The organism is Klebsiella sp. R445 (assembly GCF_051131755.1).
In the GTDB taxonomy this organism is placed as follows: domain Bacteria; phylum Pseudomonadota; class Gammaproteobacteria; order Enterobacterales; family Enterobacteriaceae; genus Klebsiella; species Klebsiella lignicola.
Window position 1 is genome coordinate 3,733,606 of sequence record NZ_CP180446.1, and the last position, 16,387, is coordinate 3,749,992.

Below are 16,387 nucleotides of genomic sequence, written 5' to 3' on the forward strand. Positions count from 1 at the left end.
CCGGTCAGCATCGCGCCGCCGGGGAGGGCATCAGGAAAGGCTAATCTTCGTCAAAACCGGCGTTGAACAGCGCAATGACCGCTGCCAGCGCCTCGGCTTCCTGCGGACCGTTGGCCTCAATCTCAATTTGTCGACCCTTGGCAGAGTCGAGCATGAGCAAGGCAATCACACTATTGGCTTCGGCTTCCGTACCTTCATCATTGCGCAGCAGCACTTCTGCGTCATAATTTTGCATCAGCTCAAACAGCTTCATAGCCGGGCGGGCGTGCATGCCCAGCTTATTGGTGATCTCAACGGTCTGCTTTACAGTCATGATTTGCGTTTTTCCAGCGTCCGATGTCGAGACTGCACATTCTTGCCGCGCGAGCGGAAGTAGTCAGCCAGTTGCTCGGCAATGTAGACCGAGCGATGTTTACCGCCGGTACAACCAATAGCCACCGTCAGATAGCTGCGATTATTGGTCTCCAGCATCGGTAACCATAGCTCAAGATAGCTGCGGGTCTGGTAAATAAAATTGTGAACTTCCGTGTGCCGATCAAGGAAGGCAGCCACCGGTTTATCCAGCCCGGTCATGGGACGCAGTTTGGGATCCCAGTGCGGGTTGGGTAAGAAGCGCACGTCGAAGACATAATCGGCATCAATTGGAATGCCGTGCTTAAACCCGAAGGATTCAAAGACCATGGTCAGCTCGCGCTCACGCTTGCCGAGCAGGCGCGTACGCAGCATTTCTGCCAGTTCATGCACCGACATTTCGGAGGTATCGACGATCAGGTCTGCGCGGGAACGCAGTGGTTCCAGCAGGGCGCTCTCTTCATCAATTGCGCTTTCAAGCGACAGGTTCTTGCTCGACAGCGGGTGCAGGCGACGCGTGTCACTGTAGCGGCGGATCAGCGTGTTACGGTCAGCATCGAGGAACAGAAGCTGAGGTGAAAATGTCTCCGGCAGGTTTTTCATCGCCTGCTCAAAGATCTCCGGTGATTCCGGCATATTGCGCACGTCAATGCTGACGGCAGCGGATATGTTTCTGTCGGCCAGCGAACGGGCCAGTTCTGGCAGCAGCACAACCGGCAGGTTATCTACGCAGTAGAAACCCATATCTTCCAGCGCCCGCAGGGCAACGGATTTCCCCGAGCCTGAGCGGCCACTGACGATCATCAGTACCATGTACCGTTTCTCCTCAGTACGATAAAGAGTGAGGTGCGACTCTCGTTAACTATCATCGCTGCTTCCTGCTTCGGTGATGATCTCATACAGCTCTTCATCGCTTTGCGCGCTACGCAGGCGACGGCAAATGGTTTTATCTGCCAGCCGTTTCGCCACCAGCGACAGCGTATGTAGATGGGTCTTGGTCTGGTCAGCCGGCACCAGGAGCGCAAACAGCAGGTCGACCGGCTGGTTGTCGATGGCATCAAATGCAATCGGGGTTTCCAGCTGGACAAATACGCCAACCGCACGCAGCGTATCCTCTTCGAGCTTGCCATGAGGAATGGCAATCCCATTGCCAATCCCGGTACTGCCCATTTTCTCGCGAGTGAGGATCGCTTCAAACACCAGCTGTGGCGGTAAACCTAACTGTTTAGCTGCCAGCTCACTGATGATTTCCAGCGCGCGTTTTTTGCTCTGGCAGTGAACCTGGCTACGGGTACATTCCTGGTTAAGGACGTTGCTCAGTTGTAGAGCCGAATCGTTGTTCATCATAATTTCACCTGAGCGCCCCTTGCCTGCCACCCATGAAAGCGGGTAACAGGCGAGAGCAACGCCCGGACAATTAGTGTTGTTTTAGTTTATCTTTATGTTTCGTTAACTGTCTTGCCAGCTTATCGATAAGACCATCGATAGCGGCATACATATCCTGCCCTTCCGCACTGGCATGGATTTCGCCACCGTTGACATGCAGATTGGCATCCGCAATTTGCGTCACCTTCTCTACTTTTAACACAATGTAGACCTGATTGATCCGGTCGAAAAACTGCTCCAGTTTGCTGAACTTCGCGTTCACGAAGTCGCGCAGTGCAGGGGTGATCTCGACGTTGTGTCCTGTAATGTTGAGCTGCATAGTGTCTTCCTTATCGGTTGTGTCAGACCAGTTGTTTACGCTGGTTGGACGGCGGAATGGATAAAGACTCTCGGTACTTGGCAACGGTACGGCGCGCGACCATGATACCTTGTTCGGACAGTATGGTGGTGAGCTTACTGTCACTCAACGGCTTCGCGGGGTTCTCCGCGGCGATTAACTTCTTCACCAGCGCACGAATGGCGGTGGACGATGCCTCGCCGCCGCCTTCGGTGCTTACGTGGCTGGAGAAGAAATACTTGAGCTCAAAAATACCGCGCGGACTGTGCAGGTATTTTTGAGTGGTGACACGTGAAATAGTGGATTCATGCATCTCGACGGCCTGAGCGATATCCGCCAGCACCATCGGTTTCATATACTCTTCGCCCTGCTCGAAGAAGGCTTGCTGCTGCTCGACGATGCAACGGCTGACTCGCAGCAGCGTATCGTTGCGGCTTTCCAGGCTCTTGATGAGCCAGCGAGCTTCCTGCAGGTTGCTACGGATAAACTGGCTGTCGGCGTCATTGCGCGAGCTGTTACCCATTGCGGCATAGTGCTGATTGATTTTCAGGCGCGGGATACTGTCGGAATTCAGCTCCACTACCCAGCGGTCGCTAACCCTGCGCACCAGAACGTCAGGAATGACATACTCTGGCTCACTGGTCTGGATCGACTGGCCTGGGCGAGGATCGAGCGACTGGATCAGGTTAACCGCTTCTTTCAGCACATCTTCTTTAAGACGCGTCACGCGCATCAGGGAACGGAAATCATGGTTGGCGAGCAGATCGAGATGATCGCTGATGATCAGCCGGGCCTCTTCCAGCCACGGCGTCTCTTTTGCATATTGTGAAAGCTGAACCAGCAGGCAGTCGCGCAGATCTTTCGCCGCCACGCCAACCGGGTCGAAACGTTGGATACGTTTTAGTACTGCTTCTACTTCTTCGAGGCCGATCTCTTCATCGTCGATGCTCTCGACAATATCTTCGATCCGAATGGTGAGATAGCCGGTGTCATCGACGGCATCGACGATAGAGGTGGCGATGGCGCGATCGGTATCGGTAAATGGCGTCAGCTCGACCTGCCACATCAGGTAATCCTGCAGGCTTTGGGTCGTTTCGCCCTGATAGACCGGCAGCTCGTCGTCCTGATAGTCAACGCCGTTTCCTGACGGTGTACCGGCGGTGTAGATCTCATCCCAGCTGGCGTCGAGGGGCAACTCCTCCGGCATATCTTTTTGCTCAAGCGCATCGACCGTATCCAGGGATTCGCGGTCCTCGACCTCTTTGGTTTCTACCTCATCGTGAAGATCGGTTTGCTCAAGCAACGGATTACTCTCCAGCGCCTGCTGGAGTTCCTGCTGGAGTTCTAACGTGGACAGCTGCAGCAAACGGATGGCCTGCTGCAGTTGTGGCGTCATGGCAAGCTGTTGGCTTAGCCTTAATTGCAAACCTTGCTTCATATTCAGGGCAAATATCTCCGGCTAAAACGTCTGTAACCTCTACCCTATCAGAGTCTGAAGTCTTCCCCAAGATACACGCGCTTAACCTGCTCGTCTTCCAGGATTTCTTGCGGCGTGCCGTGGGCAATCAGATGACCCTGGCTAACGATATAGGCGCGTTCACAAACGGCCAGCGTTTCCCTGACGTTATGGTCGGTGATCAGCACCCCAAGACCGCTGTCTCGCAGGTGTTCGATGATCCGTTTGATGTCGATAACGGAAATCGGGTCCACGCCGGCAAAGGGTTCATCCAGCAGGATAAATTTCGGGTTAGCGGCCAGCGCACGGGCGATTTCGACACGACGGCGTTCACCACCGGAAAGCGCCTGACCGAGGCTGTCGCGCAGATGTTCGATATGAAACTCTTCCATCAGCTCTTTGGCGCGATCTTCGCGCTGCTCGCTGCTGAGATCGTCCCGAATCTGCAACACCGCCATCAGGTTATCAAACACGCTCAGGCGGCGGAAAATAGAGGCTTCCTGCGGCAGATAGCCAATGCCCCGGCGCGCGCGCGCGTGCAGCGGCAGCAGGCTGATATCTTCATCGTCGATGATAATGTTGCCGGCGTCGCGCGGCACAATGCCCACCACCATGTAGAAGGTCGTGGTTTTACCGGCGCCGTTTGGGCCAAGCAGGCCGACAATCTCGCCGGAGTTCACGGTCAGACTGACATCTTCCACCACGCGGCGGCCTTTATAGGCTTTAGCAAGATTCTTTGCAGTTAATGTTGCCATAACGAATTACTTACCTTTCTTTGACTGATCGCCACTTTTGTCCTGCAGCTGCGAAGGAACCAGAACCGTGGTTACGCGTCCGCCTTTACTGCTGAAAGCCTGCATTTTCTGCTCTTTCACCAGGTAAGTGATTTTGTCACCCTGGATGTTGCTATCGATCTGCTCCAGATGCGCGTTGCCGGTCAGCACCACAAAATCGTTCTGCAATTCATAATGCATTTTATCGGCGCGGCCTTTCACCGGTTTGCCGTTGTCCTGCATCTGATAGAAGGTGGCCGGGTTACCATAACCGTCGATCACTTCTTTGCCTTTTTCACCGCCAGGACGGGTGACGACCACCTTATCTGCGTTGATTTTGATGGTGCCCTGGGTGACGACCACATTGCCGGTAAAGGTGACGATATTGCCCTGCATATCCAGCGATTGCTGATCGGATTCGATGTGAATCGGCTGATCGGTATCACCGGTTTTGGCCAGTGCCGGCAGGCTGGCGGCCAGAATGGCGCTGGCGAGCGCAATCTTAAGGCTGAGTTTGTTTGTTCTGAATTTCATAAGAGGTTCTAACCTTTTCAATCAGCTCGGCAGTTTTGCTGCGCAAGTTACCGCGCATTTTCAGGCCGCTAGAATTAAATGTTGTCCCGTACAACGTCACCATGTCATCGGAGGTAACATCTTGTGTTACCAGGTTTATCTGGGCGTTATCCGTCGTAATTTTGCGCAGTTGAGAGTCCGCTGTCAGTGCGTTTACCTCAACATGCCCATAAAGATACAGCATGCGGTCGTTGGTCAGCTTTGCCCTGTCTGCTTTGATAGACCAGGTCGGGACCTTATTGGTGTCAAAGGTCGTCATGACCGGTTTGGTGAACCACGATAGCGCCTCGGCGGAAAAATACTCCACGTGCTCAGCGATCAAGCGATAGTTAAGCGCCCCTTCAGGGCTGTAGACCACGGTATCGGTATGCTCGCTGGTGTACGTTGGGTCAGCAGGATTGGCCTCTGGTGCCGGCGTGTCGTCCGTACCCGCCAGATTCAGGCCTATCAGGACCAGCGCGACCAGCGATAGTAAAATAATAACCCAACGTCTGGTTTTACTCATATTGATTGTCCTTTGGCCTCATCCAGCTTGCCCTGCGCCAGGAGTAACAAATCGCAGACTTCTCGTACCGCTCCACGCCCGCCATTGATGCGGGTGATGTAGTTCGCTCGTGGCAGCAGCAGCGGATGGGCATCTGCCACCGCAACGCTCAGCCCGACTTCTGCCATAACCGGCCAGTCGATCAGGTCATCGCCAATGTAGGCAACTTCATCCGGATGGACCGCCAGCTTGCTTAATAAGTCACGGAATGCCAGCAGTTTATCAGACTGCCCTTGATACAGGTGCGTAATGCCCAGTGTCTGACAACGGTCTTCTACCAGTTTAGCTTTTCGCCCGGTAATAATCGCGACCTCAATACCGGAAGTCAGTGCGCAGCGGACCCCATAACCGTCCCGGACGTTAAACGCCTTCAGCTCTTCGCCGTGGTTACCCATGTAGATAAGACCGTCGGACAGCACGCCGTCAACGTCGAGGATGAGCAAACGGATCTTTGCCGCCCGCTCGATAAACTCAGCGCTTACCGGTCCGTAACAGGTTGCCAGCAGAGCATCAGCATTATTCATTATTTTATCCTTACTTACACTACGCCTGCGCGCAGGAGATCGTGCATATGTACCACACCCAACAGATGGTCGCCATCGGCAACTAACACGCAGGTGATATGACGGGACTGCATCAGGTTCAGCGCATCCACGGCCAGAATGCCGGGACGGATGCGGATCCCGCCCGGTGTCATCACCTCGGCGATGCTGGCGTTACGCATATCGACGCCGGTATCAAACACCCGGCGCAGGTCACCATCGGTGAAAATACCAATGATGTTCATGTCGTCGTCGCAGACGGCGGTCATGCCTAAATTTTTACGCGTGATTTCCAGCAGCGCATCGCGCAAGGTTGCCGTCACGCTGACGTGCGGGATTTCATCACCCGTATGCATAATATCATTGACGCGCAGCAGCAGCTTACGACCCAGTGCGCCGCCAGGATGCGACAGGGCGAAATCTTCAGCGGTAAAACCACGTGCTTCCAGCAGCGCGACCGCCAGCGCATCACCCATCACCAGCGCGGCGGTGGTGCTGGAGGTCGGGGCCAGCCCTAGCGGACAGGCTTCCTTCAGTACTTTCACGCAAAGGTGAATGTCTGCCGCGCGCGCCATGCTGCTTTCCGGGCGACTGGTCATGCAGATGAGCGGCACCTGCTGGCGTTTCAGGACCGGAATCAGCGCCAGGATCTCGTTTGACTCGCCGGAATTGGAGAGCGCAATGATGACATCCTGCGGTGTCACCATGCCTAAGTCGCCGTGGGCCGCTTCGCCGGGATGAACGAAAAACGAAGGCGTACCGGTGCTGGCGAAGGTGGCCGCCATTTTACGCCCGATATGACCAGATTTGCCCATCCCCATCACCACCACTTTCCCGCTACAGCGGAAGATCTTTTCGCAGGCCTGCGTAAAATCGGCGTTAATGTACTGATCGAGTTGAGCCAGACCTTCACGTTCAATGTCCAGTACTTCACGTCCTGCCCGTTGAAAGTCAAAATCCGTTGGCAAATCTATTTGCGACATAATGTTATCCCGAGTCATTCAACGAAGAGCGGTGCTGCCCAGTACAGCATCGCCAACCAAACTACAAAACCGCCGACCAGGAGCGCACCGACAAGACGGCCGGGTTGCTGTTTGCGTCGCCAGCACAGCAGGGCGAAGATCACGCTGACGACCATCATGACCGCGTAGTCGCGGGTAAATGCCTCTGGTGCGAACGCGCCCGGTGCAATCAGTGCCGGTAAGCCAAGCACCAGGGCAATATTGAGAATATTAGCGCCAATAATATTGCCAATGGCGATGTCATCTTCCCCTTTTCGCGCCCCGGCGATTGCCGTCGCAAGTTCCGGCAGGCTGGTCCCGATGGCGACCACCGTCAGGCCAACGGTCAGCTCGCTGATAGCAAAATAGTTAGCCAGCACGGTGGCGTTATCCACGACCATTCGGGTAGCCATCGGCATAATAATCATGGCCACGCCCAACCACAGCAGGGCGACCGGAAGCGAACCTTCCCGCGGGAGTTCGGCCATCTGCTCCCGGGTCAGACTATCGCTGCCCTGGCGTTCAGCAATACGGGCGATTTTAATCGTAAACAGCAACCACAGAATGGCCAGCGCGAATAAAAACAGGCCATCGATACGGGACAGTTGTCCATCGTACAGCACAAAGCTTGCCAGCAAACTGACCAGCAACATTAGCGGTAACTCGCGGCGCAGGATATCAGAATGCACGGTAAATGGATGGAGCAGGGCAGCGAGGCCAAGTATTAATAATATATTGGTAATATTGGAGCCGATTGCCGTACCGATGGCTAAATCGGTCTGTCCGTGCAGGGAGGCGGCGGCAGAAACGATGATCTCGGGCAGGCTGGTGCCTATACTGACCACCGTCATTCCGATAATCAGCGGCGGGATCCCCAGCATTCGACACAAAATTGAAGCGGCGTAGACCAGACGATCGGCGCTGTAGACTACCAGCAGTAAACCAATGATTAACAGAGCCGTCGCTAAGAGCATCTAAAGTCCTTTCTTCAGGTATAATCGTCGCTTCGCTGTCCTATTCCGTCTGCAGCGTAACGAATTCTCAATTTTGACTTTATGTTTGTCAAAAGTAAAACAAATGCCAGTTTTCGCTAACCCAGGCAGGTAAGATTCTGTAAAAATGTTGGGTTTGTGGTGAAGGTACGCGCCATGCTTAGCCCGAGGGATGTTTAGGAAGGATGATTTTATGAGCCAAACATTGGCGAATTTGGTCGAAGTTCGCGGTATCCGCTTCTCTCGCGGCGATCGGGTGATCTTCGATGACATCTCGCTGTCAGTGCCGCGCGGTAAGATCACGGCGATCATGGGGCCATCGGGGATCGGTAAAACGACGCTGCTGCGCCTGATCGGTGGACAGATCCCGCCCGATAAAGGCGAGATCCTGTTTGATGGCGAAAACGTGCCCGGGATGTCACGCTCGCGCCTCTATACCGTGCGCAAGCGTATGAGCATGCTGTTCCAGTCCGGCGCACTGTTCACCGATATGAACGTGTTCAATAACGTCGCTTACCCGCTGCGCGAACATACGCGTCTGCCTGAAGCGCTGCTGCATACCACCGTCATGATGAAGCTTGAAGCCGTCGGTCTGCGCGGCGCGGCGAAGTTAATGCCTTCTGAGCTCTCTGGCGGGATGGCGCGGCGTGCCGCGTTGGCGCGGGCTATCGCGCTGGAGCCAGACCTGATCATGTTCGACGAACCGTTTGTCGGGCAGGACCCCATCACCATGGGCGTGCTGGTGAAGCTGATTTCAGAACTGAACAGTACGCTTGGCGTGACCTGTATTGTGGTGTCGCATGACGTGCCGGAAGTGCTCAGCATTGCGGACTACGCGTATATCGTGGCCGACAAAAAAATCGTGGCTCATGGCAGCGCAAAGTCGCTGCGGGAAAATGACGACCCGCGGGTTCGTCAGTTTATCGACGGCATTGCCGACGGTCCGGTACCGTTCCGCTATCCGGCGGGCGACTATCACCATGATTTACTCGGCAAGGGAGTGAGTAACTGATGCTGCTAAATCTGCTGGCATCACTCGGGCATCGGGGGATTAAAACCACCGCGACGTTCGGGCGTGCCGGGTTAATGCTGTTCAATGCCGTCGTGGGCAAGCCGGAGTTTCGTAAGCATGCGCCGCTGCTGGTTCGCCAGCTCTATAACGTCGGCGTGCTGTCCATGTTGATCATCATCGTGTCGGGGCTGTTTATCGGCATGGTGCTGGGGCTGCAGGGCTATCTGGTGTTAACCACCTACAGCGCCGAGACCAGTTTAGGCATGCTGGTGTCGCTGTCGCTGCTGCGCGAGCTGGGGCCGGTGGTTGCCGCGCTGCTGTTTGCCGGGCGTGCGGGCTCTGCATTGACGGCCGAAATTGGCCTGATGCGTGCGACCGAACAGCTCTCCAGTATGGAGATGATGGCGGTCGATCCGCTGCGCCGCGTGATTTCGCCTCGTTTCTGGGCCGGGGTGATTTCGCTGCCGCTATTGACAATTATTTTTGTCGCCGTGGGGATCTGGGGCGGTTCGCTGGTGGGCGTCAGCTGGAAAGGTATCGACAGCGGCTTCTTCTGGAGCGCGATGCAAAATGCCGTCGACTGGCGAATGGATCTGGTTAACTGTCTGATTAAGAGTCTGGTATTCGCCGTTACGGTGACCTGGGTGGCGTTATTTAACGGTTATGACGCTATCCCCACTTCCGCCGGGATTAGCCGGGCAACGACGCGCACGGTAGTGCATTCGTCGCTGGCGGTTCTGGGGCTGGATTTTGTGCTGACTGCGCTGATGTTTGGGAATTGAGTTCATGCAAACGAAAAAAAGTGAAATCTGGGTAGGTGTGTTCTTACTGGTGGCATTACTGGCGGCGCTGTTTGTCTGCCTGAAGGCCGCTAACGTGACGTCTCTGCGTACCGAGCCGACGTATCGTATCTATGCCACCTTCGACAATATTGGTGGACTCAAAGCTCGCTCTCCGGTGCGTATCGGCGGCGTTGTCGTGGGTCGGGTCGCGGACATCACGCTGGATCCGAAAACCTATCTGCCGCGTGTGGCGCTCGATATCGATGAGAGCTACAACCATATCCCTGACACCAGTTCATTGGCGATTCGTACCTCTGGCCTGCTGGGGGAACAGTACCTGGCGCTGAATGTCGGTTTTGAAGATCCGGAACTGGGGACGTCTATTCTTAAAGATGGCGGCACAATTCAGGACACCAAGTCAGCCATGGTACTGGAAGACCTGATTGGTCAGTTCCTTTACAGCAGTAAAGGCGGTGACAATAAGAATTCTGGCGATGATTCGTCTGCTGAAGCGGCTCATACTGACGCGACGCAGCCGGCTGCCACGACGCATTAATTTCAGGAGAAAAACGATATGTTTAAACGCGTACTGATGATCGCCATGCTGGTGATTGCCCCATTGACCGCCGCGACGGCAGCGGATCAGACCAATCCGTATAAGCTGATGGACGAAGCGGCGCAGAAAACCTTCGATCGCCTGAAAAACGAACAGTCGAAGATTCAGGCTAACCCGAACTATCTGCGTGACATCGTCGATCAGGAACTGATGCCTTATGTCCAGGTGAAATACGCGGGTGCACTGGTGCTGGGCCGCTATTACAAAGATGCGACGCCGGCACAGCGCGAAGCCTACTTTACGGCCTTCCGTGAATATCTGAAACAGGCCTATGGCCAGGCGCTGGCGATGTACCACGGTCAGACATATCAGATTGCACCGGAACAGCCGCTGGGCGATGCAACGATTATTCCGATTCGCGTGACGATTCTCGATCCTAACGGCCGTCCGCCGGTACGCCTGGACTTCCAGTGGCGTAAAAACACCCAGACCGGCAACTGGCAGGCTTACGACATGATTGCCGAAGGGGTGAGTATGATCACCACCAAACAGAACGAGTGGAGCGATCTGCTGCGTACCAAAGGTGTTGATGGCCTGACCGCGCAGTTGAAATCGATCTCCGCGCAGCCGATCACCCTGGAACAGAAAAAATAATGACCGGGCAGCTGAGCTGGACTCGCGATGGCGAGCGACTGGCACTGCATGGGGAGCTGGACCAGGATCTGCTGGTCCCGCTCTGGGAAGCCCGTGCACAGGCGACGGATGGCGTATCGGTCATCGATCTTAATGCGGTCACCCGGGTCGATACCGCCGGGCTGGCGCTGCTGATGCATTTCGTGGCGTTAATTCGCCATCAGGGCAGGGAAGCGACACTGACGGGAAAAAGCGAAAATCTGCAAACGTTGGTCAGCCTCTACAATCTTCCTGCCGATATGATCCCATAGCTTTTCAGTGTGTTATTGCTGAGGTTTTCCTGAAAGTCCCCTCTAAATTTTAGAAGGGACTTTTTGCTTGTTTAAGACTGCGTCACTTTCCTCTAAGATGTTGGGCTATTTTCACCACCAGATAAAATGTGAACCCATGGAAAATCATGAAATTCAGACCGTGCTGATGAACGCACTCTCCCTTCAGGAAGTCCACGTCTCTGGCGATGGCAGTCACTTCCAGGTTACTGCTGTGGGTGAGATGTTTGACGGCATGAGCCGGGTAAAAAAACAGCAGGCAATCTACGCCCCGCTGATGGAATACATCGCCGACAACCGTATTCATGCGCTGTCGATCAAAGCGTTTACCCCGCAAGAATGGGCACGAGACCGCAAACTAAACGGCTTTTAAGCTGCCGGGACGCTCCCTGCAGCATAGGTAAATTTTTAACAGAGAACAGAATCAATGGATAAATTCCGTGTTCAGGGTCCAACTCGCCTTCAGGGTGAGGTCACTATCTCCGGTGCGAAAAACGCAGCCCTGCCAATCCTTTTTGCGGCACTGTTGGCAGACGAGCCGATTGAGATCCAGAATGTCCCCAAACTGAAAGACATCGATACCACGATGAAACTGCTGAGCCAGCTCGGCGCCAACGTTAAGCGCAACGGCTCAGTCTGGATCGATGCTGGCCCGGTTGACGTCTTCTGTGCACCGTACGACCTCGTTAAAACGATGCGTGCTTCCATTTGGGCGCTGGGGCCGCTGGTGGCTCGCTTTGGTCAGGGTCAGGTTTCACTGCCGGGTGGTTGTGCTATCGGTGCGCGTCCGGTCGACCTGCATATTGTCGGTCTGGAGCAACTGGGCGCTGAAATCAAGCTGGAAGAAGGCTATGTGAAGGCGTCGGTTAATGGGCGTCTTAAAGGCGCCCATATCGTGATGGACAAGGTCAGCGTAGGCGCAACCGTGACCATCATGAGCGCAGCGACCCTGGCAGAAGGTACCACCGTTATCGAAAACGCCGCCCGTGAGCCGGAAATCGTCGACACGGCGAACTTCCTCAACGCGCTGGGTGCGAAGATTACAGGTCAGGGGACTGACCGCATCACCATCGAAGGCGTCGCCCGTCTGGGAGGCGGTGTTTATCGCGTGCTGCCGGACCGTATCGAGACCGGTACCTTCCTGGTGGCCGCGGCGATCTCCGGCGGTAAAATTGTGTGCCGTAACGCTCAGCCGGATACGCTGGATGCCGTGCTGGCCAAGCTGCGTGACGCGGGTGCTGACATCGAAACCGGTGAAGACTGGATTAGCCTGGATATGCACGGCAAACGCCCGAAGGCTGTCAACGTGCGTACCGCGCCACACCCAGGGTTCCCGACCGACATGCAGGCGCAGTTCACGCTGCTGAACCTGGTTGCGGAAGGTACCGGGGTGATTACCGAGACTATTTTCGAAAACCGCTTCATGCATATCCCGGAGCTCATCCGTATGGGCGCGCATGCTGAAATCGAAAGTAATACGGCGATCTGCCACGGCGTGGCACAGCTTTCAGGTGCACAGGTGATGGCGACCGATCTGCGCGCTTCTGCCAGCCTGGTTCTGGCGGGCTGCATCGCGGAAGGGACCACGATTGTCGATCGCATTTACCACATTGACCGTGGTTACGAGCGTATTGAAGACAAACTGCAGGCGCTGGGCGCAAATATCGAGCGCATCAAAGGCGAATAAACCTGCTATGACAGCAGCCCTCTGACGTCCGTCCGGGGGCTGTTTTTACACTCACTTCTCAATTCACTTGCTCTCTTTCTTCAGACGTATCATCTGCGTCCTGTCGATAAACTGATGGGTGACAGGATCATGATAACGTGAGGGCCAGATAGCCCAGGGCGTGGTATCCAGCGCCGTCGCAATTATCAGCTCGCCTTTCGGCCATGGCCGGGTTAGCGCATTTGCTAGTGTTGAAGAACTTAAGCCGTTGCGCCGCGATTCTGCTGCGAGCGACGTCCCTTTTTTGCGTAATCCAGCAATGATATCTGCTTGGTGCCAATCGATGAACTTATCCATAAATTCTCCCGGTGGTAAGGATCCAGTGCGTCGCCAACAGGCGACTGAATGACTATACCCCAGGATCACGATAGTTCTAACAAGTTCTAGTAAAGTGTGTGTATATTCAGAATGTACCAGGGTCTGGTTGATAATGGTGAGATTCTGGAGTTTATAGGAACTTCCCGCGCAAACGCGCGGGAATGAAGCAGAGGGGGGGGATTAGCTATCACGTTGCACGGCAATATGCGCCAGGCCGATAAGCGCTTCACGCCATGGTGAATCCGGTAAAGCCTGCAGGACGGCAATGGCCTTATCCGCTTCTTCTTCCGCGCGCTGGCGGGTCCAGTCCAGTGAACCGCAGGCCGCCATGGTTTCCAGTACGGCATCCAGCAGGTGGCGGCCGTTACCCTGCTCAATCGCTCCACGTATCATCGCAGACTGCTCAGGCGTACCGTGACGCATGGCATGGAGCAACGGCAACGTGGGTTTGCCTTCATTCAGATCATCGCCGACGTTTTTGCCGAGACGCTCGCCATCGGCGCTGTAATCGAGCAAATCGTCGATCAGCTGGAACGCCGTGCCAAGATAACGTCCGTAGTCCTGCAGCGCCTGTTCCTGCTCTGCGGTACAGCCTGCCAGAATGCCGGAACACTGGGCGGCAGCTTCAAACAGGCGGGCGGTTTTGCTGTAAATCACCCGCATGTAATTTTCTTCCGTGATATCCGGGTCGTTGACGTTCATCAGCTGCAGCACTTCGCCCTCAGCAATGACGTTAACGGCTTTCGACATGACTTCCAGCACCTTCAGCGAGCCGAGGCTGGTCATCATCTGGAAGGAACGCGTATAGATAAAATCGCCCACCAACACGCTGGCGGCGTTGCCAAAAGCGGCGTTTGCCGTCGCCTTGCCACGACGCATGTCTGACTCATCAACCACATCATCATGCAGCAGGGTCGCGGTATGGATAAATTCGATCAGCGCGGCAATGGTGACGTGGGCGTTGCCCTGGTAGCCGACGGCCCGGGCTGCAAGGACCGCGATCATCGGACGAATACGTTTTCCGCCTCCGCTAATGATGTAATAGCCTAACTGATTGATAAGCTGAACATCTGAGTCAAGTTGCTCAAGGATTGCCGCATTGACACCCGCCATATCTTGCGCGGTTAACTCATTGATTTTTTCTAAATTCATCGCAAAAGCCGGGCCACATGTCCTGTTACCGCGAATCCAGATGGGTTCACAGAAGGATTAAGATAGAATTAAAAGAAGCTATGATTGTACTGAAAAATTGGCATAGATAAACGTTAGCGTGAAAGTTGTGTTTTTTTTCTGCGTTGATCGCTAATCGCTCTTGTCAAAGGCTCGCGTTTTGCGTAATATTCGCGCCCTATTGTGAATATTTATAGTGCACTCTGAATCACACGAAGAGGTGCACGGAAGCGGAGTTTTATATGTACGCGGTTTTCCAAAGTGGTGGTAAACAACACCGAGTAAGCGAAGGTCAGACCATTCGCCTGGAAAAGCTGGACATCGCAACTGGCGAAGCTGTTGAGTTCGCTGAAGTTCTGATGATCGCAAACGGTGAAGAAATCAAGATCGGCGTTCCTTTCGTTGAGGGCGGCGTAATCAAAGCTGAAGTTGTTGCTCACGGTCGTGGCGAGAAAGTTAAAATCGTTAAGTTTCGTCGTCGTAAACACTACCGTAAACAGCAGGGCCATCGTCAGTGGTTCACTGATGTGAAAATTACTGGCATCAGCGCCTAAGACCTGAGGAGAGATTTAAATGGCACATAAAAAGGCTGGCGGCTCAACTCGTAACGGTCGCGATTCAGAAGCTAAACGCCTCGGCGTTAAGCGTTTCGGTGGCGAATCCGTTCTGGCGGGCAGCATCATCGTTCGTCAGCGTGGCACCAAGTTCCACGCAGGCACCAACGTAGGTTGCGGTCGTGACCACACTCTGTTTGCTAAAGCAGACGGTAAAGTGAAATTTGAAGTGAAAGGCCCGAACAACCGTAAATACATCAGCATCGTTGCTGAGTAAGTTTTTCGTGGTCCGGTAACGGATTAAAGCCCCGCAACGTGTTGCGGGGCTTTTTACATTAGAACCCCGGATATTTTTCTGCAGGGAAAACGGGTATGAATCAGCAGGCCGGCATTGGCATTCTTTTGGCGCTCACCACCGCAATGTGCTGGGGTGCATTGCCAATTGCAATGAAGCAGGTTCTTGAAGTGATGGAGCCACCAACCGTGGTGTTCTATCGCTTTTTGATGGCGAGTATCGGCCTTGGCACTATCCTGGCAATCAGGGGAAAACTGCCGCCGCTGCGCCTCTTTCGCAAACCACGCTGGTTGGTTCTGTTGGCCATTGCGACGGGCGGCCTGTTCGGTAACTTCATCCTGTTTAGCTCTTCCCTGCAATATCTTAGCCCTACGGCTTCTCAGGTGATCGGCCAGCTGTCTCCGGTCGGCATGATGGTGGCCAGCGTATTCATCCTGAAGGAGAAAATGCGCGGTACCCAGGTCGTGGGGGCGCTAATGCTGATTTGCGGGTTGGTGATGTTTTTTAACACCAGCCTGATTGAAATTTTTACCCGCCTGACGGATTACACGTGGGGGGTAATTTTCGGCGTCGGAGCGGCCGCAGTCTGGGTCAGCTATGGCGTCGCACAAAAGGTGTTATTACGCCGCCTGGCGTCACAGCAGATCCTCTTTTTGCTGTACACTTTATGTACGATAGCACTGTTGCCCCTGGCAACGCTTTCGCAGGTTCTGGCGTTAAGCGACTGGCAGCTAGCGTGCCTGTTTTTCTGCGGGTTAAATACCCTGGTAGGCTACGGTGCGTTGGCGGAAGCTATGGCGCGCTGGCAGGCAGCGCAGGTGAGCGCGTTAATTACCTTAACGCCGTTGTTTACGCTGCTTTTTTCAGATTTATTATCAATGGCCTGGCCCGATGTTTTCGCCAGACCGATGTTAAACCTGTTAGGTTATCTCGGTGCGTTTGTCGTGGTTGCGGGCGCGATGTACTCCGCCATAGGCCACCGTCTTTGGGGTGGCTTACGTAAGCGTGAAGCGGTTGTACCGCTGCCCCGCTCAGGCGAATGATTTTCGGAGAGTAA

General features: G+C 54.6%; 23 protein-coding genes. 10 read left to right on the forward strand and 13 right to left on the reverse strand.

Annotation, left to right across the window (positions count from 1 at the left end):
- Positions 1-40 precede the first annotated feature (40 nt).
- The 11 genes from npr to ACMYSN_RS17530 all read right to left on the reverse strand — a co-directional run bounded on the left by npr (position 41) and on the right by ACMYSN_RS17530 (position 7,937).
- The gene (gene npr / locus ACMYSN_RS17480) at positions 41-313 is read right to left on the reverse strand and encodes a PTS phosphocarrier protein NPr (protein ID WP_123756299.1); all 273 of its coding nucleotides are present in this window, start codon (positions 311-313) and stop codon (positions 41-43) included.
- Positions 310-1,164: an RNase adapter RapZ gene (rapZ, locus tag ACMYSN_RS17485; protein WP_123756300.1), complete on the reverse strand. Its 855-nt coding sequence runs from the start codon at positions 1,162-1,164 to the stop codon at positions 310-312. Before rapZ ends, npr begins: the two co-directional genes overlap by 4 nt.
- Positions 1,165-1,209: 45 nt before the next feature.
- Positions 1,210-1,698 (reverse strand): PTS IIA-like nitrogen regulatory protein PtsN, encoded by a 489-nt coding sequence (gene ptsN / locus ACMYSN_RS17490; RefSeq protein ID WP_123756301.1) that lies wholly within the window; start codon positions 1,696-1,698, stop codon positions 1,210-1,212.
- A 70-nt stretch (positions 1,699-1,768) separates the two neighbouring features.
- Entirely contained in the window at positions 1,769-2,056 is a 288-nt protein-coding gene (gene hpf / locus ACMYSN_RS17495; RefSeq protein WP_123756302.1) for a ribosome hibernation promoting factor, read from the reverse strand.
- Between the two features lie 22 nt (positions 2,057-2,078).
- Positions 2,079-3,512: an RNA polymerase factor sigma-54 gene (gene rpoN / locus ACMYSN_RS17500; protein ID WP_462495609.1), complete on the reverse strand. Its 1,434-nt coding sequence runs from the start codon at positions 3,510-3,512 to the stop codon at positions 2,079-2,081.
- A 47-nt stretch (positions 3,513-3,559) separates the two neighbouring features.
- The gene (gene lptB / locus ACMYSN_RS17505; protein WP_123756304.1) at positions 3,560-4,285 is read right to left on the reverse strand and encodes an LPS export ABC transporter ATP-binding protein; all 726 of its coding nucleotides are present in this window, start codon (positions 4,283-4,285) and stop codon (positions 3,560-3,562) included.
- Between the two features lie 6 nt (positions 4,286-4,291).
- The gene (gene lptA, locus ACMYSN_RS17510) at positions 4,292-4,837 is read right to left on the reverse strand and encodes a lipopolysaccharide transport periplasmic protein LptA (RefSeq protein WP_462495610.1); all 546 of its coding nucleotides are present in this window, start codon (positions 4,835-4,837) and stop codon (positions 4,292-4,294) included.
- On the reverse strand, positions 4,806-5,381 hold the full coding sequence (gene lptC / locus ACMYSN_RS17515; RefSeq protein WP_123756306.1) for an LPS export ABC transporter periplasmic protein LptC: 576 nt from the start codon (positions 5,379-5,381) through the stop codon (positions 4,806-4,808). Before lptC ends, lptA begins: the two co-directional genes overlap by 32 nt.
- A complete protein-coding gene (gene kdsC / locus ACMYSN_RS17520; protein WP_123756307.1) occupies positions 5,378-5,944 on the reverse strand; it encodes a 3-deoxy-manno-octulosonate-8-phosphatase KdsC in 567 nt (188 codons plus the stop codon). The genes lptC and kdsC overlap by 4 nt, the downstream gene beginning before the upstream one ends.
- Positions 5,945-5,958: 14 nt before the next feature.
- Positions 5,959-6,963 carry a KpsF/GutQ family sugar isomerase gene (gene kdsD / locus ACMYSN_RS17525; protein ID WP_462495611.1) on the reverse strand — a complete coding sequence of 335 codons (1,005 nt, stop codon included), beginning with the start codon at positions 6,961-6,963 and terminating at the stop codon, positions 5,959-5,961.
- Positions 6,960-7,937 (reverse strand): sodium:calcium antiporter, encoded by a 978-nt coding sequence (locus tag ACMYSN_RS17530; protein ID WP_462495612.1) that lies wholly within the window; start codon positions 7,935-7,937, stop codon positions 6,960-6,962. The genes kdsD and ACMYSN_RS17530 overlap by 4 nt, the downstream gene beginning before the upstream one ends.
- Before the next feature lie 211 nt (positions 7,938-8,148).
- On the opposite strand from ACMYSN_RS17530, the gene mlaF reads away from it, so the two are divergent.
- From mlaF to murA, 7 genes are all read left to right on the forward strand, one after another.
- Complete coding sequence (mlaF, locus tag ACMYSN_RS17535; RefSeq protein WP_123756310.1) at positions 8,149-8,967, forward strand: phospholipid ABC transporter ATP-binding protein MlaF; 819 nt, start codon at positions 8,149-8,151, stop codon at positions 8,965-8,967.
- Positions 8,967-9,749 (forward strand): lipid asymmetry maintenance ABC transporter permease subunit MlaE, encoded by a 783-nt coding sequence (gene mlaE, locus ACMYSN_RS17540; RefSeq protein WP_123756311.1) that lies wholly within the window; start codon positions 8,967-8,969, stop codon positions 9,747-9,749. Before mlaF ends, mlaE begins: the two co-directional genes overlap by 1 nt.
- A gap of 4 nt (positions 9,750-9,753) precedes the next feature.
- Positions 9,754-10,305: an outer membrane lipid asymmetry maintenance protein MlaD gene (gene mlaD / locus ACMYSN_RS17545; RefSeq protein WP_462495613.1), complete on the forward strand. Its 552-nt coding sequence runs from the start codon at positions 9,754-9,756 to the stop codon at positions 10,303-10,305.
- 18 nt (positions 10,306-10,323) lie between these two features.
- Positions 10,324-10,959, forward strand: a complete 636-nt coding sequence (gene mlaC, locus ACMYSN_RS17550; RefSeq protein WP_462495614.1) for a phospholipid-binding protein MlaC — start codon at positions 10,324-10,326, stop codon at positions 10,957-10,959.
- Complete coding sequence (mlaB, locus tag ACMYSN_RS17555; protein ID WP_174509425.1) at positions 10,959-11,249, forward strand: lipid asymmetry maintenance protein MlaB; 291 nt, start codon at positions 10,959-10,961, stop codon at positions 11,247-11,249. Before mlaC ends, mlaB begins: the two co-directional genes overlap by 1 nt.
- A gap of 136 nt (positions 11,250-11,385) precedes the next feature.
- Positions 11,386-11,640: a BolA family iron metabolism protein IbaG gene (gene ibaG, locus ACMYSN_RS17560; RefSeq protein ID WP_123756315.1), complete on the forward strand. Its 255-nt coding sequence runs from the start codon at positions 11,386-11,388 to the stop codon at positions 11,638-11,640.
- A 54-nt stretch (positions 11,641-11,694) separates the two neighbouring features.
- A complete protein-coding gene (gene murA / locus ACMYSN_RS17565) occupies positions 11,695-12,954 on the forward strand; it encodes a UDP-N-acetylglucosamine 1-carboxyvinyltransferase (protein WP_462495615.1) in 1,260 nt (419 codons plus the stop codon).
- Positions 12,955-13,017: 63 nt separating this feature from the next.
- Here the strand turns inward: murA and sfsB are convergent, their stop codons facing one another.
- The gene (gene sfsB, locus ACMYSN_RS17570) at positions 13,018-13,290 is read right to left on the reverse strand and encodes a helix-turn-helix domain-containing protein (RefSeq protein ID WP_462495616.1); all 273 of its coding nucleotides are present in this window, start codon (positions 13,288-13,290) and stop codon (positions 13,018-13,020) included.
- Between the two features lie 201 nt (positions 13,291-13,491).
- The gene (gene ispB, locus ACMYSN_RS17575) at positions 13,492-14,463 is read right to left on the reverse strand and encodes an octaprenyl-diphosphate synthase (protein ID WP_462495617.1); all 972 of its coding nucleotides are present in this window, start codon (positions 14,461-14,463) and stop codon (positions 13,492-13,494) included.
- A gap of 260 nt (positions 14,464-14,723) precedes the next feature.
- Here ispB and rplU point away from each other — a divergent pair, with 260 nt between their 5' ends.
- The 3 genes from rplU (at position 14,724) to ACMYSN_RS17590 (ending at position 16,373) form a co-directional block, all read left to right on the forward strand.
- Complete coding sequence (gene rplU, locus ACMYSN_RS17580) at positions 14,724-15,035, forward strand: 50S ribosomal protein L21 (protein ID WP_004106123.1); 312 nt, start codon at positions 14,724-14,726, stop codon at positions 15,033-15,035.
- Between the two features lie 19 nt (positions 15,036-15,054).
- Complete coding sequence (rpmA, locus tag ACMYSN_RS17585) at positions 15,055-15,312, forward strand: 50S ribosomal protein L27 (RefSeq protein WP_003861831.1); 258 nt, start codon at positions 15,055-15,057, stop codon at positions 15,310-15,312.
- 95 nt (positions 15,313-15,407) lie between these two features.
- The gene (locus ACMYSN_RS17590) at positions 15,408-16,373 is read left to right on the forward strand and encodes a DMT family transporter (RefSeq protein WP_123756319.1); all 966 of its coding nucleotides are present in this window, start codon (positions 15,408-15,410) and stop codon (positions 16,371-16,373) included.
- The last annotated feature ends 14 nt before the right edge of the window (positions 16,374-16,387 follow it).